Origin of the sequence: Akkermansia sp. JRP_AM1, from assembly GCF_049262625.1 — a bacterium.
Taxonomy (GTDB): Bacteria; Verrucomicrobiota; Verrucomicrobiia; order Verrucomicrobiales; family Akkermansiaceae; genus Akkermansia; species Akkermansia massiliensis.
The window spans coordinates 1291813-1311625 of sequence record NZ_CP118234.1; the positions used below are offsets into that span (position 1 = coordinate 1291813).

At 55.5% G+C, this 19813-nt stretch carries 24 protein-coding genes and 1 tRNA gene; 19 read left to right on the forward strand and 6 right to left on the reverse strand.

Annotated elements, in window-relative coordinates:
• Positions 1 to 261: 261 nt before the first annotated feature.
• The 3 genes from PVA48_RS06110 to gpmA form a co-directional block, all read right to left on the reverse strand.
• Positions 262 to 618: a hypothetical protein gene (locus tag PVA48_RS06110; RefSeq protein ID WP_102721615.1), complete on the reverse strand. Its 357-nt coding sequence runs from the start codon at positions 616 to 618 to the stop codon at positions 262 to 264.
• A 429-nt stretch (positions 619 to 1047) separates the two neighbouring features.
• On the reverse strand, positions 1048 to 2070 hold the full coding sequence (locus tag PVA48_RS06115; RefSeq protein WP_022396422.1) for a 2-hydroxyacid dehydrogenase: 1023 nt from the start codon (positions 2068 to 2070) through the stop codon (positions 1048 to 1050).
• 16 nt (positions 2071 to 2086) lie between these two features.
• Positions 2087 to 2851, reverse strand: coding sequence for a 2,3-diphosphoglycerate-dependent phosphoglycerate mutase (gene gpmA, locus PVA48_RS06120; RefSeq protein ID WP_102721613.1), 765 nt, complete (start codon positions 2849 to 2851; stop codon positions 2087 to 2089).
• Between the two features lie 203 nt (positions 2852 to 3054).
• Between gpmA and PVA48_RS06125 the strand changes: the two genes are divergently transcribed.
• Together PVA48_RS06125 and PVA48_RS06130 are read left to right on the forward strand one after the other, a co-directional pair.
• Positions 3055 to 4080: a beta-galactosidase gene (locus PVA48_RS06125; RefSeq protein WP_423232404.1), complete on the forward strand. Its 1026-nt coding sequence runs from the start codon at positions 3055 to 3057 to the stop codon at positions 4078 to 4080.
• The gene (locus tag PVA48_RS06130; RefSeq protein ID WP_423232405.1) at positions 3972 to 4985 is read left to right on the forward strand and encodes a beta-galactosidase; all 1014 of its coding nucleotides are present in this window, start codon (positions 3972 to 3974) and stop codon (positions 4983 to 4985) included. Before PVA48_RS06125 ends, PVA48_RS06130 begins: the two co-directional genes overlap by 109 nt.
• Before the next feature lie 82 nt (positions 4986 to 5067).
• Here PVA48_RS06130 and PVA48_RS06135 read toward each other — a convergent pair whose 3' ends face one another.
• Positions 5068 to 5640 (reverse strand): tyrosine-protein phosphatase, encoded by a 573-nt coding sequence (locus PVA48_RS06135; protein ID WP_102727902.1) that lies wholly within the window; start codon positions 5638 to 5640, stop codon positions 5068 to 5070.
• Between the two features lie 8 nt (positions 5641 to 5648).
• On the reverse strand, positions 5649 to 6302 hold the full coding sequence (locus PVA48_RS06140) for a nitroreductase family protein (protein WP_215451164.1): 654 nt from the start codon (positions 6300 to 6302) through the stop codon (positions 5649 to 5651).
• A 289-nt stretch (positions 6303 to 6591) separates the two neighbouring features.
• Between PVA48_RS06140 and PVA48_RS06145 the strand changes: the two genes are divergently transcribed.
• The 7 genes from PVA48_RS06145 to PVA48_RS06175 all read left to right on the forward strand — a co-directional run bounded on the left by PVA48_RS06145 (position 6592) and on the right by PVA48_RS06175 (position 13035).
• Positions 6592 to 8820 carry a hypothetical protein gene (locus PVA48_RS06145; RefSeq protein ID WP_423232406.1) on the forward strand — a complete coding sequence of 743 codons (2229 nt, stop codon included), beginning with the start codon at positions 6592 to 6594 and terminating at the stop codon, positions 8818 to 8820.
• A 136-nt stretch (positions 8821 to 8956) separates the two neighbouring features.
• The gene (locus PVA48_RS06150) at positions 8957 to 9484 is read left to right on the forward strand and encodes a gamma carbonic anhydrase family protein (protein WP_249853106.1); all 528 of its coding nucleotides are present in this window, start codon (positions 8957 to 8959) and stop codon (positions 9482 to 9484) included.
• Positions 9485 to 9503: 19 nt separating this feature from the next.
• Entirely contained in the window at positions 9504 to 9989 is a 486-nt protein-coding gene (locus PVA48_RS06155; protein ID WP_022396415.1) for a bifunctional nuclease family protein, read from the forward strand.
• A gap of 208 nt (positions 9990 to 10197) precedes the next feature.
• Positions 10198 to 10283, forward strand: a tRNA-Tyr gene (locus PVA48_RS06160).
• Between the two features lie 158 nt (positions 10284 to 10441).
• On the forward strand, positions 10442 to 11614 hold the full coding sequence (locus tag PVA48_RS06165) for a tyrosine-type recombinase/integrase (protein ID WP_102727906.1): 1173 nt from the start codon (positions 10442 to 10444) through the stop codon (positions 11612 to 11614).
• 227 nt (positions 11615 to 11841) lie between these two features.
• Positions 11842 to 12270, forward strand: a complete 429-nt coding sequence (locus PVA48_RS06170) for a hypothetical protein (RefSeq protein WP_343207018.1) — start codon at positions 11842 to 11844, stop codon at positions 12268 to 12270.
• Between the two features lie 240 nt (positions 12271 to 12510).
• Positions 12511 to 13035: a hypothetical protein gene (locus PVA48_RS06175; RefSeq protein WP_146021056.1), complete on the forward strand. Its 525-nt coding sequence runs from the start codon at positions 12511 to 12513 to the stop codon at positions 13033 to 13035.
• 83 nt (positions 13036 to 13118) lie between these two features.
• Here PVA48_RS06175 and PVA48_RS06180 read toward each other — a convergent pair whose 3' ends face one another.
• Positions 13119 to 13451 carry a hypothetical protein gene (locus PVA48_RS06180; RefSeq protein WP_146021057.1) on the reverse strand — a complete coding sequence of 111 codons (333 nt, stop codon included), beginning with the start codon at positions 13449 to 13451 and terminating at the stop codon, positions 13119 to 13121.
• A gap of 126 nt (positions 13452 to 13577) precedes the next feature.
• Between PVA48_RS06180 and PVA48_RS06185 the strand changes: the two genes are divergently transcribed.
• The 10 genes from PVA48_RS06185 to PVA48_RS06230 all read left to right on the forward strand — a co-directional run bounded on the left by PVA48_RS06185 (position 13578) and on the right by PVA48_RS06230 (position 19699).
• Entirely contained in the window at positions 13578 to 13730 is a 153-nt protein-coding gene (locus PVA48_RS06185; protein WP_215709442.1) for a hypothetical protein, read from the forward strand.
• Positions 13727 to 13921, forward strand: coding sequence for a hypothetical protein (locus PVA48_RS06190; RefSeq protein WP_102727911.1), 195 nt, complete (start codon positions 13727 to 13729; stop codon positions 13919 to 13921). Before PVA48_RS06185 ends, PVA48_RS06190 begins: the two co-directional genes overlap by 4 nt.
• Positions 13918 to 14109, forward strand: coding sequence for a hypothetical protein (locus tag PVA48_RS06195; RefSeq protein ID WP_102727912.1), 192 nt, complete (start codon positions 13918 to 13920; stop codon positions 14107 to 14109). Before PVA48_RS06190 ends, PVA48_RS06195 begins: the two co-directional genes overlap by 4 nt.
• Positions 14110 to 14355: 246 nt before the next feature.
• On the forward strand, positions 14356 to 14922 hold the full coding sequence (locus PVA48_RS06200; protein ID WP_102727913.1) for a hypothetical protein: 567 nt from the start codon (positions 14356 to 14358) through the stop codon (positions 14920 to 14922).
• Between the two features lie 311 nt (positions 14923 to 15233).
• Positions 15234 to 15641, forward strand: coding sequence for a hypothetical protein (locus PVA48_RS06205; protein ID WP_423232407.1), 408 nt, complete (start codon positions 15234 to 15236; stop codon positions 15639 to 15641).
• Entirely contained in the window at positions 15631 to 16869 is a 1239-nt protein-coding gene (locus tag PVA48_RS06210) for a toprim domain-containing protein (protein ID WP_102727915.1), read from the forward strand. Before PVA48_RS06205 ends, PVA48_RS06210 begins: the two co-directional genes overlap by 11 nt.
• Complete coding sequence (locus PVA48_RS06215; RefSeq protein WP_423232408.1) at positions 16866 to 18257, forward strand: hypothetical protein; 1392 nt, start codon at positions 16866 to 16868, stop codon at positions 18255 to 18257. The genes PVA48_RS06210 and PVA48_RS06215 overlap by 4 nt, the downstream gene beginning before the upstream one ends.
• The gene (locus PVA48_RS06220) at positions 18254 to 18571 is read left to right on the forward strand and encodes a hypothetical protein (RefSeq protein ID WP_423232409.1); all 318 of its coding nucleotides are present in this window, start codon (positions 18254 to 18256) and stop codon (positions 18569 to 18571) included. Before PVA48_RS06215 ends, PVA48_RS06220 begins: the two co-directional genes overlap by 4 nt.
• Before the next feature lie 207 nt (positions 18572 to 18778).
• Complete coding sequence (locus PVA48_RS06225; RefSeq protein WP_102727917.1) at positions 18779 to 19261, forward strand: ERCC4 domain-containing protein; 483 nt, start codon at positions 18779 to 18781, stop codon at positions 19259 to 19261.
• Positions 19262 to 19276: 15 nt separating this feature from the next.
• Positions 19277 to 19699 (forward strand): hypothetical protein, encoded by a 423-nt coding sequence (locus PVA48_RS06230; RefSeq protein WP_102727918.1) that lies wholly within the window; start codon positions 19277 to 19279, stop codon positions 19697 to 19699.
• The last annotated feature ends 114 nt before the right edge of the window (positions 19700 to 19813 follow it).

Genomic DNA, 19813 nt, shown 5'->3' on the forward strand with positions numbered 1-19813 from the left:
GTTAATCTATTTCATCTTGTCCTTCAAGACGCTGTTGCCGTCAATAAAAAAGTGGGCAGGATTTTTCGTGCCTTCCCTCCGGATATGGTTCCGGAATGGCGAGAGGGCCGGCGATTCTCCGGCCTCCGGAGGGACTTAACAAGGGAGTTTTTACAGCTGGGAAGCTTGACGCTGGGCCGGATAATTTTCCGGAAATTTCCAGTAGTATGTTGAGAAGGAAGAAAGAGGAAAAGCTGCTTGTTCTCCATGCGTCAAGAGCATTTAATCAACGATGGCCGGAATACCCCCTGGCTGCCCTGATGATTGATGATGAAACGTTATTTGCTGATTTTCCTCCTGTCCGGAATGGACACGGGAGCGCTGAAGGCTGAAAAGGTCCTGGACGGCTTTGACGAGGAACCTTTTGAACAGCCCGTAATCCTGCCTGAAAAAACGCGCCTGTCGCCTGTGGCGGCCTATATGGGAGAGCCTTCCGCCGGCGGAACGGGAAAAGCCGTCCGTGCCGTGCTTGCTGCAAGTGGTGGAGGTGGCCGCAAACAGATGGCCGGGCCTGAATGGAAAGGCGGGAACGGACTGGATTGCCGCCGAATTGTTTTTCCAGTTGAACGGCTGTTCCATTACCCTGGGGAGGCAGTTGTTCCTGGATGCCCGGCAACCCGTTCTCCCAGTTGGTTCAAGGCTGTTGTTTTCCGGCTCCCTTCCCGCCGTACCGGATACCGGAGCTTTCCGTGGAATGCGTGTACCGGGCTCCGCCCATTTACAACGTGCAGTGGTCGCTGGAGAGCTGGGATTATGAAGGGAATGTGATGCGCGCGGTCAGGCGGCCGGTAGTGGAGAAAGAGGGGGGTGAAACTGTTTCCTATGACGTGCCTGTCCTCTGGCGCGGAAAAGCGGCGGCGTCTTTTCCGCTCACTCCGCCGGGGCGCATTCCCTGGCGCATGAACTTCATGCGCCGTCCGGCATACGGATGCCGGACGGCGGCCCTGCGGGGAAAACACGGATGGGAGCCGCGCGCATTCCTCTCACGGAAGCAGGTGCCGGGTGCGTTCAGTGTGACTGGAGCGATACGCGGTTGGCCAGCGGCTTGCCTTCCAGGAAGTCCCGGATGTTGTGCAGGGTGACTTCCGCAATGTTGTGCAGGGCTTCCTTCGTGAAAAAGCCCTGGTGGGAGGTCAGGATGACGTTGTTGAAGGAGAGCAGGCGCGCCAGGGTGTCGTCGTCAATGATTCGGTCGGACTTGTCTTCGTAAAAATATTCACCTTCCTCTTCATACACGTCCAGGCCGGCGGACCCCACTTTTTTTGATTTCAGGCCGTCAATCAGCATTTCCGTATTAATCAGCTTGCCGCGTCCCGTGTTGATGATCATCACGCCGTCCTTCATTTTGCCGATGGAGTCCGCATTAATCAGGTATTCCGTTTCCGGGGTGAGGGGGCAGTGCAGGGAAATGATGTCGGACCGGGCGTACAGGTCGTCCAGCGTGGTGTACGTAATGCCGGCTTCTTCCGCAAAGCGCTGGTCGGGGTACGGATCGTAGGCCAGGATGTTCATGCCGAAACCCTTGAGGATGCGGATGAGGATTCTGGCGATTTTCCCCGTTCCGATGATGCCGGCCGTTTTCCCGTTCATGTCAAAGCCCATCAGCCCGTGCAGGGAAAAGTTGCCGTCCCTGGTGCGCCAGTACGCGCGGTGTATCTTGCGGTTCAGGGAGAGCATCAGGGCTACGGCGTGTTCCGCCACCGCATAGGGGGAGTATTGGGGGACCCTGACGACGGGCAGGTCCGCTTCTTCCGCCGCTTTCAGGTCCACGTTGTTGAATCCGGCGCAGCGCAGGGCCAGCAGTTTGACGCCGTTTTCCTTCAGGCTCCGGATCACTTCCCGGTTTGCCGTGTCGTTGACGAAGATGCACGCCACGTCCGTGCCGCGGGTCAGCGGCACGCTGTCCGGGGTGAGGTGCCCCTTGAAGTAGCGGATGTCGTAATGGAATTCGCGCTCGTTGATCGGATTGAAGGAGTCCCGGTCGTAGGGCTTGGCGTCAAAAAACGCAATGCGGCAGGAATGGTCGGTCATGTGGAAGGGAGGGGGGTTAGGCGGTCGGCGGTTTTTTTTTCGCGCTTCCCTGGCTGGCGACGGCTTCCATGCGTTTGCGGATTTCTTCCGGATCTCCCAGAAAGTAGTCTTTCTCCAGGTTCAGGGAATCGTCAAATTCAAACACATAGGGAATGGCGGTGGGAAGGTTCAGGGAAAGAAGCTGGTCGTTGGGGATGTTTTTCAGGTACTTGATCATGCCGCGCAGCGTGTTGCCGTGGGCCACGATCAGGATATTGTCCAGCGTCCGGAGGGAGGGGAGGATGGTTCCCTCCCAGTAGGGCATCATGCGGTCAATGGCCTCCTTCAGGGATTCCGTCCGCGGAAGTTCGTTATCCGGCACCCCCTTGTAGCGGGGGTCCCACTTGGGGTTGGCGGGATCATCCTCCGCCAGGGGAGGGGGCGCCACGTCATAGCTGCGCCGCCAGATCAGCACCTGCTCGTCTCCGTATTTTTGGGCCGTTTCACTTTTGTTCAACCCCTGGAGCATGCCGTAGTGCTTTTCATTCAGCCGCCAGCTTTTGGCGACGGGCAGCCAGTCCTGGTCCAGACGGTCCAGCACGCAGTTAAGCGTCTTCACGGCGCGCTTGAGGTAGGAGGTGTAAGCCTGGTCAAAAGCCATGCCCTTGTCTTTCAGCAGGTCGCCCGCATGATTCGCTTCCTCTATCCCCAGTTCCGTCAGGTCCACATCCGTCCATCCGGTGAACCTGTTTTCACGGTTCCACGTGCTTTCTCCATGGCGCAGAAGAACAATTGTTTTCATATCGCTGAATTTAGACAGGCGCCCTCCGGCTTTCGCGCAAAGGAATGGAGGCGTATGACGTGATAATATTCCTCGCCGCAGGAGAAATTCCTGCCGTCCGGCCCCGGTAGTCCGCCGGGGGAAGGGAAGGACGCCTCACAGGTGCGGCGGCGGCGGGTAAAATTGTGATTGGCAACCGTCTTCAAATGGATTAACAGTTCAGCATGATGAAGCAATATGGTTTCAGTTGGGCTGCCGCCCTGATGGCCGCCGGAGTGGGAGCATTGGCATGGGCCGGTCCCGGGGCTGTCCGGAATGTGCAGAAGCCCGCTCCTTCCGGTGGAGCCCCCGCCGTGTTCAAGTTCGGCGGGGAAGGGAACCAGGAGTTCATGCTGAATGGAAAACCGTTCCAGATACGCGGAGCGGAGATGCATCCCCAGCGCATCCCCAGGGAGTACTGGAGGCACCGCATCAGGACTGCCCGGGCCATGGGCTTGAACACCATTGCGTTTTACGTGTTCTGGAACGACCATGAACAGCCGGACGGCAGCTTTGACTTCAAGACGGGCAACCGCGATCTGGGAGAGTTTCTCAAGATATGCCAGGAGGAAGGCATGTGGGTTCTGTTCCGCCCCGGTCCCTATGTGTGCGGGGAATGGGACCTGGGAGGGTTGCCCCATTATCTGCTGAAGGATCCCAAGGCCAAATTGAGGACTACGGAAGACGCCAAATTCATGAAGGCGCAGACGCGGTATCTGGAAGCCGTGGCCCGTGTGGCGGAGCCGTTTTTGGTCAAAAACGGAGGCCCTATCCTGATGACCCAGCTTGAGAACGAATACGGGAGCTACCAGAGGAAGGACCGCAAGTACATGGAGTGGCTGAAAGCGTTCTGGACCAGGAAGGGCTTCGGCCCCTTTTACACGTCCGACGGCGCGGGGGAACATTTCCTGAAAGGGGTGGTGCTTCCCGGCGTGGCCGTGGGACTGGACCCGGGGCTGAACGACGGCCACTGGGAGGTGGCTAATAAGTGCAATCCGGGCGTTCCCGTTTTTTCCTCGGAAACGTATCCGGGCTGGCTGCGGCACTGGGGGAGGGGAACTGGGCCCCCACCCCAGGCATTGTCAACCACGTCCGCTGGTTTATGGACAAGGGGCGCTCCTTCAGCCTGTTCGTTTTCCACGGTGGCACCAACTTCGGGTTTACGGCGGGCGCCAACAACGGGGGGCCGGGAAAATACCAGCCGGACCTGACGAGTTACGATTACGGCTCTCCCGTGGACGAACAGGGCCGGATGAATGAATATTACGCCCAGATGAGGGAAATCATCCTGGAAAAACTGCCTCCGGAAGCCGCCGTGCCGGAACCTCCCGCGGACATCCCGGCCATGGAGATTCCGGAGTTCACGCCCGTGGTCCATGCCGGCCTTTGGGAGAACCTGCCCAAGCCCTTCCGGTCCAAGTTCCCGCAGCCGCCCTATTTCGAACAGTGGAACCAGAACCAGGGCATCGCCGTTTACAGCGCCACCGTTCCGGCCGGACCGTCTGAAACGCTGGAATTCGCCAACGTCAATGACTATGCCCAGGTGTACCTGAACGGGGAGCCGGTCGGCACGCTGGACCGACGCCTGGGACAGAAGAGCGTGGAGCTGCCGGAGCGCAAGAAGCCGGGAACGCTGGAAATCCTGGTGGAGGCCATGGGACATATCAATTTCCACATCAGCATGGAGAGCGACCGCAAGGGGCTGCACGGCCCTGTGAAGCTGGGAACGCGCGAGTTGAAGAACTGGACGGTGAGGGCCCTTCCCCTGAAGGCTGACTCCATTGTCCAGGCGCCCAAGGGAAAGGGCCCTTCCCGGAAACGGGAAGGAGCGCATTTCCGGGCCGTCGTGAACATTGAAGAGCCGCAGGACACGTTCCTGGACATGTCCCGCTATGCCAAGGGATACGTGTGGGTGAACGGCGTGAATGTGGGGCGGTATTGGAATGTGGGGCCTCAATTAAGGCTGTATGTTCCGGCCCCCTTCCTGAAAAAAGGGGAGAATGTGATTGATGTCCTGGACCTTCACGAGAAGGAGCCCAAGCCCATCCGCGGCATGAAGGAGCGCAACAAGGAGCCTGGAAAGATAGATACCAAAAACCTGGACAACCAGTGGTAAAACCGCCGGGCCTTCTGCCCGCGTCACCGGAAAAAGCTTTTTTCCATGAACCCGCGCCATGGGGGGAGCCGTAGCCTGCGTGTCAGACGCCCTGAGCCTGCCTTTTTCTCCGGAATTCCTCTTTGAACGCCTTCCAGTCCGTGTCTCTGACCAGTTCCGCGAGGTTGGAGTAGTAGGACCGGTGGTGCCCGAAGCGTTCGTCCATCAGCTCTTCAAGCGCCTTTTCCGGCTTCCAGCCCTGCATGACGATGCGGTAGGCGGCGCAGACAATGCCGGTGCGGTCGGACCCGTGCCAGCAGTGCACCAGAACGGGCTTGGGCGCTCTGCTGATGACCAGCAGGCAGTCCATGAGTTCTTCCCGGGTCACTTTCCCTGCCGCCAGTTTAATGCGGTACAGGCGCAGTCCGGTATGTTCCGCCTCATCGGCGTCGCTGTGGTATTCCCGCAGGTTCAGGACGGATTTGAGCCCCAGCTTTTCCAGGGCCTTGAACCCGTCGCCGCCGGGTTGTCCGGAACGGTACAGCTCCGGGCTGAGGCGGTAGCAGTTTCTGGCGTCTTTTACCTTGATGGGAGCGGGGGGGTCCATCAAGATTTCTGCGCAGGCAAGGGGAAGAGGCGCCGCCAGAACGGCGAGTATCACAGCGTTCCGGTTCATGGTTTCTTTCAGGAATCGGACGGGTAACCGACGCTCTGGGCGTACAGGACTTTTTTAAAGACGGGGAGTTTCAAGCGCCGCTGGATATAGTCGGCGTCAATCATGGCGCGGAAGACGGTGCCGAGGCCCGCGGAAGTACAGAAAAGATAGACGTTTTCTCCGATGAACCCCACGCCCGTGCAGGCCGTGACCAGTTTTCTTTTGGCGTCAAAGTCTCCGGGCTGTTTGGACTGGTCCACCACATAGACCAGGTTCAGCGGCGCGGTAGCCGCGAATTCCTGCGTTCCCGTGGCGGCACGCATATCGCCCTGAACCACTCGCTCCAACTGGTGGGTTTCCGGCTTGTAAAGATAGGCGCCCTGCGGCAGGACGGCATAGATTTCTATTTCGTTGGAATTCCGGGAGGACGGCGCCGTACGGTAATCAGGATCGTCCCGGTTGACGCCTTGAGCCGCCCAGAGCAGGGAAGACAGGATTTCCATCGGAATGGGCTTGTCTGCGAAGGATCTGGTGGAATGCCGTTCATTCAGAACCTGCATGAGCGGCCTGCCGCCCTTTTTGTCCGGCGGAGGCAGCACGATGTTGTCACTGAGGGCCGTTCCGGAGAGGAGGCCTCCCGAAATGACGGCCAGAAGCGGGCTGAGAGCATGAGAAATATTCATAGGTGGCGAAAGACGGATAAAGATGATGGAATAATCAGCAGGATACTTGTATTTTTCTCATGTTTTTGGGAACACGTGAGAACCTCATCCTATAAAATGGCTATGAAAACACAAGGAAAAATCCCTTGGTTTGATTCTTAACGGGTTCCGGAAGATGGACTCTCCGGAAAAGACCGTTGTTTCAAGTTGACCTTGGGAGGGTATTGCGCTTTTATGTCAAACGGAACAGGGATGGAAATCTTTTTTCCTTCCCTGCCCAATTTGCTCCAACCCGTTCAAGCCTTATCCCATGAATCCTGTCAATCCCTTGCGTCCCGGTTCTCCCAAGCGTAAAAAATCCTCCTCCGGGGGAATTGTCATGACCATTATCCTGGTGCTGGCTCTTGCCGGCGGCGGAGTGGTTTACCACCGCATTTCCGTTCAACGGGAGGCGGGGGCCGCAGAGCTGGCGGCCAGAAGGGAGGCGGAAGCGAAAGCGGCGCGCGCACGGAAGGCTGCGGAGCTGGAGGCGGCGCGCAAGGCTGCGGAGGAACGGGCGCGTGCGGAGGCGGCGGAAAAAGCACGGCTGGAAGCGGAACGCCTGGCCGCGGAGGAAGCCGCCAGAAAACGGCAGAAGAAGGAACCGGAAGCGGTGAAGCCTGCTCCCGCGGAACTGAAGGAAGAGCCCGTGGTCCAGGAGGAAGATCCGCGGCTGGAGAGTTTTAAGAAGCCCGTTTTGCTGGTCAGCCTGAAGGCCAATAACGCCGCCAATAGAAAGCTGTTTACGGACGCCTTCAATCTGGCCCTGGAGACGGGCCGCTATGACTTGTACGCCGGTTTCCTGCGGTCCAATCTGGAACGTGACGCCGTTAAGGTCATCAAATTCGGCAAATTCGACGTGTCCATGTACGATCAAAGCCCCTATCTCATGCGCGCCAATGAGCTGTACCAGCTCATCAGCAAGGTGGGGGCGGAAACCATTCAGGAACAGATCCAGGAGAGTTCCCCCAGGTATTTCTATCCATGGCTTTTTTCAGACCCCTCCGACCCCCTGCGGCTCTTCCTGCGCACGATGGCGCGGGAACAGACTCCCAGGGAGGAATGGGGAGGCATCCTGCGGAAGTGGGCGGAGTTCTGGATGAAAACCTCCGCCATGCCCCGGAGCAAGTATTCCTCCCTGGCGCTGGCCTGCGCCATGCTGGACCCCCGCATCGCCTCCAGTCCGTCCAGGCTGCGGGCCTCTTCTTCCACCAACATTTCCACCACTCCCCTGACGCTGGAACAGGTGTTCGAGTACTTCGTGGAGATGGATGAAGCCCACGAGCTTCTTACGGATATTACCAAATTAAGCCCTTCCGAGCTGCTGTTCGTGGTGGACGTGCGCCTGCCGAGGTCGGAGATGGACTGGGCGCGCAAGAAGGTGCGCCTTACCCGGAAAGGCTGGGGCGGCGCCTATTCCATGATCCGCTACCGGATGGACCGCGCCGCCCTCGGCAAGGACCCTTACACGAATTACACCTTCCAGGAGATTCTGGATGAAGGCGGCATCTGCATGGACCAGGCCTATTTTGCCGTGAATACCGCCAAGTGCAACGGCATTCCCTCCGCCTACGTCACCGGGGACGGCAACCGCGGCCCGCACGCCTGGATCAATCTGCTGACGACGGACGAAACCTGGCAGTCCTATGGCGGGTATGGGTACAATACGGGGCATTTTTCCCATCCGCACAACCGCAAGTCAAAGCATGAATCCACTCTTCTACAGGGCATGGACAAGAAGGTGAACGGCTCCCGGCTGGACACCTCCCTGGATTACCTTTCCCTAGCGGACCTGTTTGAAGAGATGCAGAAGCCGGATTGCGTCCGGGTGATGCTGGAAGCCGCCACGCAGGCCACCCCCGGAAGCCCTCTGGGCTGGGAACGCCTGATCGCGCTGATGAGCCGTCCGGAAAGCGGCACGAAGCTGGAGGAATGGGATGCGCTGGTGACCATGATCAAGCGCAAGTTCCGCTCCCGGCCGGATTACCTGGCCATGGCCGCCCGCGTGGAGGATGAATACATTTTCCCCATGCGGGACGCCTCCACCAACAAGCGCAATGTGGCCCGGGACCTGAAAAAGCTGGAAAAGGAGACGGACGAGGGCCGCAGCGACCTGACTTCCGCCGCCATCAAGCGGCAGGCGGACATCCTGATGGAGAACGGGGACAAGGCCGGCGTGGCTTCCCTGTACCGCAAGTCCATGAAGGATTACGCGCGCCGCGCGGAAGTGTTCGAGGCGCTGATGGGGCAGTATTACCAGTATGTCTCCCAGGAGCCGGAGGCCGTTCTTCAGCTCGCCAAGGAGGCGGAATCCTCCTACAACCGCTATATCCGGACCAAGTCGGACGACTACTTCAAGGTGAAGAAGGAGGTTGCCATCCAGAGGAAGATAGCCGGGTACTATGAAAAGGGCGGCAATGAAAAGAAGGCCGCTTCCCTGCGCAAGGACGCGGAGAAGCGGGAGAAGAACAGCAAGAAGGGCATCCGGGAGGAGGGATAGCCCGGCAGGCCGCCTGCGGCCCCATCCATCATTTCCCCAGGCGCGCGGCCCTGGCCGCCTCCGGCTGCGGCATACCCGTGGAATGAACGTTTTTAGGCTGGAATGCTGTCTTATCTTCAACTAATACATGACCTATATGGCAAGAGAACCTTACGCGAACTTCTGGCCCAAAGTGGCGGATACCGCTTTTGTGGCGGAAAGCGCCGACCTGATCGGAGATGTCACCATTGGAGAGCACGCCAGCATCTGGTACCACACCACGCTGCGCGCGGACATCAACAAGATCGTCATTGGAGATTACTCCAATATCCAGGATAATAGCTGCATCCATCTGGCGGACGACTTCGGCTGCCATGTAGGCAAGTACGTGACCGTGGGCCACGGCGTGATTCTGCACGCCTGCACGGTGGAGGACAACTGCCTGATCGGCATGGGGTCCATCATTCTGGACGGCGCGGTCATCGGCCAGGGATCCGTGGTGGGCGCGGGCGCGCTGATCACCAAGGGCACCGTCATTCCGCCCAATTCCCTGGTGCTGGGGTCCCCCGCCAAGGTGGTGAAGGACCTGGGCCCGGAATCCGCGGATAATAACCGCAAGTGGGCGGAGAAATACGTCAAGGTCGCTACCCGGTATACGGAGCGAGTCATCAATCCCGGTTTTTAACATTTGATTTCCGCACGCCATGCCGGATGAAAAGCTGATCACCCTGGAACCGTACGCCCTGCTCTATACCCGGGCCGGGGCAGGGGTGTGCCTGCGTGATCCGCTGACCGGCAAGGCGGGCGTTATCTTCATGGAGCTGGCGGACGGCATGGCGCTGGAGCGCAGCCTGAACGGGGAACGCCCGGTGCGGCCGGACACGTCCTCCCTGCTGTCCCATTTTTTATCCGCCATGGAGTGCCGGGTGAGGCTGGTGCTCATCAATGGCCGCAAGGATGAAGTTTTTTACGCCCGCGTGGCGGTGGAGGCCGCCAACGAGGTCATGGACAAGCTGGTGGAGCTGGACGCCCGCCCGTCGGACGCCCTGATGATTGCGGCCCAGTTCGGGACCGGAATCAAGATTGTTCCCGCCGTCTGGGAAAGCATGGAGAACATCCTGCCCCAGCTGGAACAGCTGGACGCGGATTCCCCGGACAGCCGCGCGCCGGTGTATGTGGGAGAGCCGTAGGAACGGCGCTTCCGGCTGCCGGACCTTTTCCCGCCTCCCGGGCACGCCATCCGGCGCGGCGGCGGCTTGAGGAACCGTCTCCCGGTTTGCCGCCCGGAGGCATGATTGCGGCATAAGATTTTCCGGTCCTTGGGCATACCTACTTTTTACAAAAAAAACTTGCTAAGGCGCCGGAATCCCTATACATTCGCCGCACATCACTTCAAGTGGGTAGATTCCCGAGCGGTCAAAGGGGGCAGACTGTAAATCTGTTAGCATTCGCTTTCGAAGGTTCGAATCCTTCTCTACCCACCACTTTATTACTTTCATATTTGTTCACAGCCCTTGATTCTTCAAGGGTTTTTTCATTTCTTGCTTGCATGAGTTATCATGAGTACGCATGAAATAGGTGTACACTCAAGTGTACGTTTTCATCTTCTCCAAGTGTACATCATTAAAAAACACTGTTAGACATGGCCGGATTGATCAAAAGAAAGAATTCATGGGTTGCCCTTTTCAGCGTTGCGGGAAAGCAGATCCGGAAAACAACGAAAATAGCCGTTACCCCTTCCGTTATTCCTCCAGGAAAAAGCAAAATGGCTGTGATGAGGGAGAACGAAGCCAAAGCCCGTTTGATAGCCGAAGAACTGGAAAAAGCCGCCAACGGGGAACGGGTGGATGCCGAGAAGGTGAAAGCCATTGCCGGGGAAAGGGCGGGAAGAAAACTTTTGCGAGGCAAGCAGTACATGCAGGGTGTTAAGGAATACCTGGAAGAATGGATGAAGAGCCGCCAGAATGGGACACTGAAGAATGATCGGGTAGCTGTAAAGCGGTTTCTCGCATTGCTTGGAGATTCACAAAACATGCCGTTAGACATGGTAACGTCTGAACATGCCCGCCGTTTCATGGAAAAGGAGCTGGAACGGGTTTCTTCCGGAACAGTAAAGAATCTAACTGATTGCTTACGGGCGGCCTTTAACAGGGCCATAGACGGCAAACTGATTGGGAGCAATCCCTTTCACAGGGTAACACCCGGAAAGCTGGATAAGACGGACAAGCATGAACGAAGAGCTTTTACCATGGAGGAGGCAAAACGCCTGACAGAAATTTTACCGGGTGAATGGCCGGACATGGTGCGTGTGTGTCTCTATACGGGGGGCCAGCGATTGGGAGACATTGCCAAATTGAAATGGGAACAGATCAATCTTGAGGGAGGGCTAATTGCCATGACAACGGAGAAAACAAAGAGAAGAATGAATAAACCTATCATTTCTTCCTTGAAGGACGTTTTGAAGCGTCGTTATGAGGGGCGGGTGAGTGATTATGTTTTCCCGTTGGCAGCTATGAAACATGCACAGGCAGACAATACATCAGGCAAGCTATCTTTGGAGTTCCATGAACTATTGAAGGAACATGGCTTCATTGAAAACATGAATAACGCCCCTCGTCACGGGGACAGAAGAAGACAGGCTGATTTGAGCTTTCACAGCTTGAGGGCAACTGCCGTTACTGCGTTGAGGTTGGCTGGCGTTCCTTCCGACCTTTGCCGGGTCATTGTCGGACACGATTCCGAAGAGATTGAACGGGTATATTTCCGTCCTGATTCCGCAGCCATAGCGGAAGCAATGAAACACCTCTCGCTTTAAGACAATGAAAGCCCGTTTTTAGGCCGCTTCCTCCTTTTCCGCGCCTTTGTGTACTGTCTCCATGGTGGAACGCCCAGCCACGGGGCACGCCGGACCAAATCAGGCGCATTTCAGAGAAGAAGCTTCCCCTTTTACGCCATCCGCTTTAGATTTTATCCAGCAGGAAACAGAGGAATACGCTGACAGGAAAGAAAAAAACGGGCCGGCCGTCCCTATACTCGCCCGCCCTGGCTGAAAAAATATGTCTCCGTCTGGCCAGCGGTGAAACACTGCGGAATATTTGTGAAGATCCGGCTATGCCGGCGCGCGCCTCCATATATCGTTGGATAAATGAATATCCAAAGTTTAGAGACATCTTTCTATGCGCGCGCGTAGCAGGGGCGGCAATAATGATTGAAGAATGTATTGAACTGGCGGATGAAGCATCCCGGCTTGCCCTCGATCCGCAATGCGGATCCGCCTCCGTCGCCGCCAAGAAGCTCGCCATTGAAACGCGGCTGAAAGTGGCCGCCCGCTTCGCCCCCGAGAAATTCGGCGACCGAGTTCGGCAGGATGTAGCGGGCGTCCCTGGGGTGCCTCTCGAAAGTAAAATCTCCCTTGCTCCGGAACAGCTTGAGCAAATCCAGGAAGCGGAGAACGTCTTCTGGAGCAGATAAGAGCGTTTTCTGAAAGCATGTCTTCCCTCTACGCGCGCATATATAGGTATATTTTTTTGTAACTTGTAAACCGTATTTATAAGACATTCATTTATCAATGCTAGTTGGTTTACAAACCCGTTTACATTCGTTTACAAAATAGCCGTCTCGTTTACAAAATAGGAGTGGGAGGGGAGATGAATTGCACCCCTTTTCCATTTTGGACTTGAACGAACACCCCTAGCTTGAATGATAGGGAGCATGGAACAGTACTACATTGCCACGGCGGAAGGAAAGACAAAGGGGCCGTATTACTTGGAATCAGTTAAAGTTCAATGTAATTGTGGAATGATAACACCAGAAACTTTAGTGTGTGTAGTAGGAGGCCAAGAATGGGTGGAGTTCAAAACGGTTTTGGCGCAGAAGGGAGAAACGGTTCCGAGTCGTAAAAAGATAGAAGAAGTCAGGGAAAAATTATATGATCCCGCTTGGGGTTCTTCTGAAGACGAAGCCCAAGAGATCAATGTTGCTCAAAAGCCTTTAACGGAAATAACGGTTGAAGATATGTTCCGGGGTATCGGAATAATTGCCCTGATTGCGGGTGTAGTACTGGCCTTGTTTACTTTTCAAAGCAGTCCGTCCCTTGCCGTTCTTGAACTATTTTCTGGGGCCTTTTCCTGCCTTGGCTGCTTCTGGTGTGCTAAAGTCATCACCTTGCTTTCTCGTGCGGTCAACTTGCTTTCCGCCCTGGCCAGGAAGTTTGATTCTTTTTCCGATAAGCAATAACCGCTTCCCCCTGGACACAGGAACGCCCCGGACGTACAAGACGTTACGGGGCGTTTTCTTTTGGGCGTGGGATGGGGGCCGGTTTATTCAAGGCTTTCATTGATCACGTCCACGCACCATTGACGGAGAAGCTTGCCTTCCGCCGTGGCGGCCTTGTTCCAGGCGTCAAAGGTGGCATCATTTACTGTGAGGGTGATTGCATTTTCTGCCGCGCTTGGATACGTTGCAGGGGCGTTTCCCGCGGCGGGGTACTGCTCCATGAGAAGCGAAATCATTGCTTGAGCGTGTGAAGGGATAGCTCTTGAAGTAGAAAGCCAAGAATCTACGATTCTTTTTCCTGTTTTGCATTGTTCTGCTAACCAATCACGATTCTTCCCTATAGCTTTGAGCCATATTTTCACCTCTTTTTTCTGCATGGCTTTTTAATACATTCTTACAACTTAGGTTGCAAGAAATATGACAACATACAACACATGTTGCTTGTAATAAATCAACGTGTGTTGTATATTTGTCTTGTCATGAAGACGAAGCAACATCAAATCATGGTAGAGCTTGACCCCGGGGCCATGGAGGCGTTGAGACAGGAGGCCGCTAAGAAGGGCCTCTCGCTGGATGCTTACATACTCGGCATTATTAACAGGCGGGCGTGCCCGTCATTGAAGGAATCTCCAACCGGGAAAGGAGAAGCGGCATGAGACTTGAAACGCTGTTTGATACGGTTCTGCCCTTGGCAGGGGCGGTTCTGTGCAGCCTGGCCCGCGGCATCATCCTTGCCGGAATGGCATGGCTTGCCGTCTGCCTGTTCTGGCGGGCCGTAGAAATGGACAATCAGGACGTGCAAGATCGCGCGGCCCTGACGAAATGGAAAGGGGGCATTGTTCGATGAACGCAGATCAAATGGAAATCCCTCTTCCCGCCCCTGTTCTTCATGCGCTCACGGAAGAGGCGAAGAAGTTCGGTTTATCCTGTGAAGAGTATCTTAAAAAGATTGTTATCGGCATCATGAAAGACGAATTGGAGAAGAAGAAATTTCTCCTGTTCCTGGATGCCAAAAAACACGCGGACCGCCAATGAAAGAACCATCCTTGAAAATATGGCTCTATGCCGCTGCGCTGGGGAACAATACGGAGACCCGGAAAGAGAGCATTCGGGAAACCTATTCACTCCTCCTTTCCCATGAACGGAGTTTCAAACTGCGGAGGCTGGCGGAAAGATGCCATGTAAACGTGCCTCAACTTATTGATATATTGGTAGATAAGGCAATATTCAATGTTGAATTGGAGGCGGAAGACTACGAACAAATCGCAAACGAACTTCGACATGAACACAGTAAAATCGGAATCGGGAACACCTGACGCCGGCGAATGGAGCAAGGCCGTTCAGGGATATGCGGAGAAAGGGAAGCTGATCACTTTTCCCTCCGGCAAAAAAGTAAAAACTCCTTATCAGCGGCCTTTTCAGCGCATGGGGTTTGCCAGTCAGGACACTTTGGAAAAATGGATGAAGCAGGGAATGAGCATGGCGGCCATAGCCGAATGCCTTGAAAAAGACATCCACATTTCCGCCATGGGTTCATCTGTGAGCGAAACGCAGAAAAAAGCGAAAGAGGCCGCCGCCCTTGTCACCGAGGCCGTCCGCAAACTCAAGGAAGCGGCGGCCCTGATGAAAGACGGCTTACGGGAATTGCCGGGGCCTGATGACTTGTGCGTGATTTGCCAAGTAAACCCCTCATTGTTCCCTATGTTGTTTCTTGCGGACATCGAACGGATTCCAACCAACAGGACGACACCGGAAGCCGCACCCGTGCCCTCCGAGCTTGCTTCCCGATTGCTCAAGGACTGTCTCAAGAGTATCAACAGAAGGTATAAAAAAATGATGGAACCTTAATGGATGACGGTTAGGCGATTACAAAAAAGACTAAAAAATAATTTGACATTTCATGAAAAACGGATGTATTTCTAAAAACGGTAGCACTCAAAAGCAGAGTGCAGTAAGAAAAAATATAAAATTCAACCAGGAGGACTGCTCCAGGAATACACCATACATCACCAGCGAGGAACTACGCAAGACCCTGAACATTAGCAAGGGTTCTCTAGTTCGACTTAATAAGGAAGGTTGTCCCCGTGTTTATTTTTCCGGCGGGCTGGGAGGAAAAGGAACACACCCGCGTTACAAACTTGACGACGTAACAGCGTGGCTTGAGAAAAGGTCTCAAGAATTTTGAAGAAAGGAGGGCGAAAATGAATGCCCTCTCGGAAAATCCGTTGAAGAAGCTGGAAGCGGATGGAATGGGAATGATGCCCATATCCGTAACCGCCGCTCTGGCTTGGTCTGAATGGCTTCTTGAACGCCTGAAAACGGACATGAGGGAAACAGACGCCCCCACAAGCATAGAAGCCGTATGGGCCAGCCAGAAGACGCTTGCCGCCCGGTATGATATGAGCATATCCAGTATGGGGCGGTATTTATCCGAGGCAAGAGAATCGCATTGTGTTCGTATCTTACAACCAGAACGGGGCGGGAAATCGGGGAATGCGAGATACAACGTTGAGGACATGGACGCCTTTATGACGGGGAAGGGAAAGGAGGGAAAACATGAAGTTTGAACTCGCGGACCTGAAAACCCCGGACGCCCTGAATGAATACTGCCGGCGCACCTTGGGCCAGCCCCAGCAGCGCGGAAGCCTCATGATCTATCCGTGCCCGTTTGGAACGCATGCGCGTTTCAAGCTGCACGTCACGGAATACCAGGGAGATGGCCGCTTCAAGTGCTGGTCCTGTGACCGGGGCGGCGACATCTTCGACCTTCACGCCGGCATGAACGGCTTGGACACGAAAAGAGACTTTCCCGGCGTCCTGCGGGGCGTCTGTGACGTTTTAGGAGTGAGGCCGCCCAACGATGACGGAACGCCCCTTCCGTTTCGCAAAAGCCCCGTGAGGCCGCGCCCGTCTCTATCCATAGCCGCCGCCCCTCCGGCGGAGCCCTCCCGCTTCGTCTCCGCACCGGATGAAGCCGAACTCGACGCCTGCCGGGAAAGGTTGCAAAAAGATGAACGCCTTGCTGGAGAACTGGCTTGCGAACTGGGCATTCATCCCCTGATGATGCTGATCCATACGGCGCGGGAACTGGGCCGGGGCCTTTTGGGGGTGACGCCGGACAACCGGCTTTTATACCTGTACACGGCGGAAGATGAAGAAGGGAATACCCGCTACACCGGAGCCAAATTGCGCCGGAGGGACCACCATGCCAACCCCTGCTTGAAGCTTGAAAACGGGCAATGGAAACCCCGTGGAACCATGAACCCCACGAAAGGCAACTCGCGCGGATTGCGCTTTTTGTGGCCCATAGGGAACGCAGCGGCCCCCTGGGGACTTGATTCCACTCACGGCAAGCGGTTCGTCATCGTCACGGAAGGTGAAAGCGACTGTTTAGCCGTAGGTCAGGCTCTTGAATGCTTCCGGGAAGCCTACCAGCAGGACGTTGACCCCTACACGGGCCGCCCCTACGAAGACGGGCGCGGAAGCCTGGAAGCCACCATTCCCGCCGTAATAGCCATTCCCGGGGCGTCAGGCTTCAAAACCGGATGGGAAACCCCGCTTGCCGGTAAAAACATCATTCTTGCCCTGGACCCGGACAAGGCAGGACGCGAGGCCGCCGCCAAACTTCGGGAACGGCTGACCGCCGCCGGCTGCGTCATCCGCGACTGGACTCCCCCCTACAAAGACGCGCGGAACATGCTTCTATGCGCCGGTGAACATGCGCTTTATGAAAGCTTGTTTTCATCCATGCGTTCCATGAAAACTTCTAACGTGCCCACTCTCGCACAAGGATGAACACGCCCTTAGCCCCGACGCCCCTGACCCCCGGCGCGCGCTCCATGGACGAAGAAGCCGCCGCCCTGCAGAAAGAGCGGGAAGAGGCCATGAAGCCCCCCTTTCTGGCCCTGGGAACACAGGGGGCGCAATTCGTTTACTACGCGCGCCGCTCGGAAATTCTCTTCCATTGGAACACCAAGGAACATACGCCGGTGAACATGCGCTTTCTGGCCCCTGTGGAATGGTGGCAGAAGACGCTTGATCCGGACGGTAAGCTAACGCCCCGCCAGGTCATGGACAGGGCCATCGACTACTGCATCGAAACAACCAGCAACCGCAAATTTGACCCTGACTCCATCCGGAAATGCGGCGTATGGGACGAAGACGGGGCCGCCGTGTACCATGCGGGAAATGCCGTCTATCTATTCTCCCCGGAAAACGAACAGAAACTCCCCTTCCTGCCCGTGGACCATGCCCGGACGGGAAAGCCCCTCTACCTGCCCGGCAAGCCTCTTCTGGCCCCGTCAGATGACATTCTGACGGACGAAGAAGGAAAAGTCGTTGCCGAGTTCATCGAGGCGCACTCATGGAAACGCGAGGAAGACGCCTTCCTTTGCCTGGGCCTCGTCACGCAGGCCATTCTTTCCGGGTATCTCCACTTCCGCGCCCATGGCTGGATCAACGCCCCGGCGGGAACCGGCAAAACCACCTTGAGGAAAAGCATTGAACTTCTCATTGGGGGCGTTGCTCGGTACTTCAAAGGGCTGGAAACTACGGACGCCGGATTAAGGCAAAAGCTTGAAAGCGATTCCTGCCCGGTCATCTTTGATGAAGCGGACTCCGACAACCCCGCCAAGACGGCCAACATGGTCAGAATCCTTGCCCTATTGAGAACCGCCACGGACGGGGATGTTGGAATCACCAAGGGAGGCGCGGACGGCAAAAGCGTCACCTACCTCATGAGAAACGCCTTCCTTCTGTTCTCCGTGCGCTCCATGATTGAAAAAGCCAGCGAGCAATCACGCATTTTTGAACTGGAACTGGAAAAGAAGGAACCTTCCGAAGCCGCACCCGTTTTCCGAAGGCATGATGAACTGGCCGCCGTCATCCGGTCCGGGGACTTGGGGCGCAAATACGTGACCCGAATCATGCACCATGCGCCAGCCATCCGCCGCAACATTGAAACCCTGAGGCAATACCTTTCCGACCAGGGAGAAGAAGGGCGCCGCGCGGAAATGTTCTCCACCGTGTACGCCGCCGCGCACTTTGTCACCAGCGGGGAAGACCTGACGCCCCGGGACATGCAGGAATGCGCCGCCATGGCCTCCGGGAGTGATTACGCCCGCGTGCTGGACGACGACGGGGAACGCTGCCTGGAATGGCTCCTGGGTATTCCCCGCCCATGATGGGGAACCGCACCCTCCGGGAGTTCATCAAGGAAGCGGCCAGCGCGGAAGTATCGGAAGATTCCACCGTCCTTGAACGCTACGGCCTGTACGTCCGAAAAGCGGCGGACGGGAAGAAATACGTCTACCTTGCCGCCACCAGGAAGAACCGGAAGATAGGGGAAATATTCAAGGGTTCGGAATGGGAGGGGGTGAACGTGAAAAAGGTTCTCCTGAACGTGAAGGGAATGGAAGAGCAGCTTTTCCGGCCGAACAGCAGGGTAAACACCACGGCGAGAGGCGTAAAAATACCGCTGGATTTTATAACGCATTGACTATCAAATGGGAAAAGGTTTACAAATTGCGGTTTACAAATTGTTACACAAATAATGTATTGATAATTAAGATTTAATGAAAATCCTTCTGGATTGGTTTACAAACGTTTGTACACAAATTCAGATTGATAAATCAATAAGTTACTACGCCGTTTACAATTTTTGCGAAAAAACACACCTATACACACGCGCGAGAGAGAGACAACAATGACCCCGGAAACGCCCCTTATCATCATCGACAACAGAGAGCAAACGCCCCTCACCTTTCAGCATTTCTCCTCCCGGCGCGGAACGCTGCAAAGCGGGGATTATTCCCTGGACAGATTTGAAACCCGGTTCACGGTGGAGAGGAAGAGCATTGTTGACCTGATCGGAAGCCTGACGGCGGGGCGTGACAGGTTCGAGCGGGAATGCCACCGCCTCCGGGGATATGACTTTGCCCGGCTGCTGATTGTGGGGCATCCTGACGAACTGCCCTTTCACCTGTCCAGAAGGAAGACGACCAGCAAGGCCATTCTGGGGAGCCTGGGAACTTTCGAGGTAAGATACCGCTTGCCTATCGTGTGGGAGCCATCAGAAGCGCGGGCGGCAGCCCTGATAGAAAAATGGGCCTGGTACTTCTACCGGGAAGCATGGAGGCCCTTCAAGATTTTGCCTGCTCCTTTCGGGGCGGCAGAAATAACACAATAACCCAATATCAATAATATGATTGAGAACAAACCCGATAATAAAGAAAATAAAATAAATAGTGAGAATACAGAATCCGTCTTGGCGGAACTTCAAGTACGTTACCTTGAATCCATGCGCGAGTTCTGGTATGAATGCCCACTTGCGTTGAAAGAGATCCATCAGCTTTTGCCCGACATTCTGAAAACATCAGAACAGGCGGGGATTTGTCAACCTGTTGTTCTCGCTGGCTTCATCTCGGATATTAATCAATATTACTATAATCAGAAAATGACTCAACTTTCAAAGAAAGCATACAAGCTTCATAAGAGGAAAAACCGGATGTTAAAAGAGAGGCTCGAATTTAACAAGCTCGCCCTCTCCAGAGGGGAAATTCCTGACCATATTTTTCAGCAAGTACAGGAGTGCCAGAAACTCGAAAAACAGGAAGCTTCCCTCTAACCGTTGAAAGAACCAAGCCCCCCTCTCCCTGCCCGGAACTGGACGGGGGGAGGGGAAAAGAAGAAACACCTAAAGACCATCAAGCACCAGGACAATCAAGAAAGAAATCGAAGT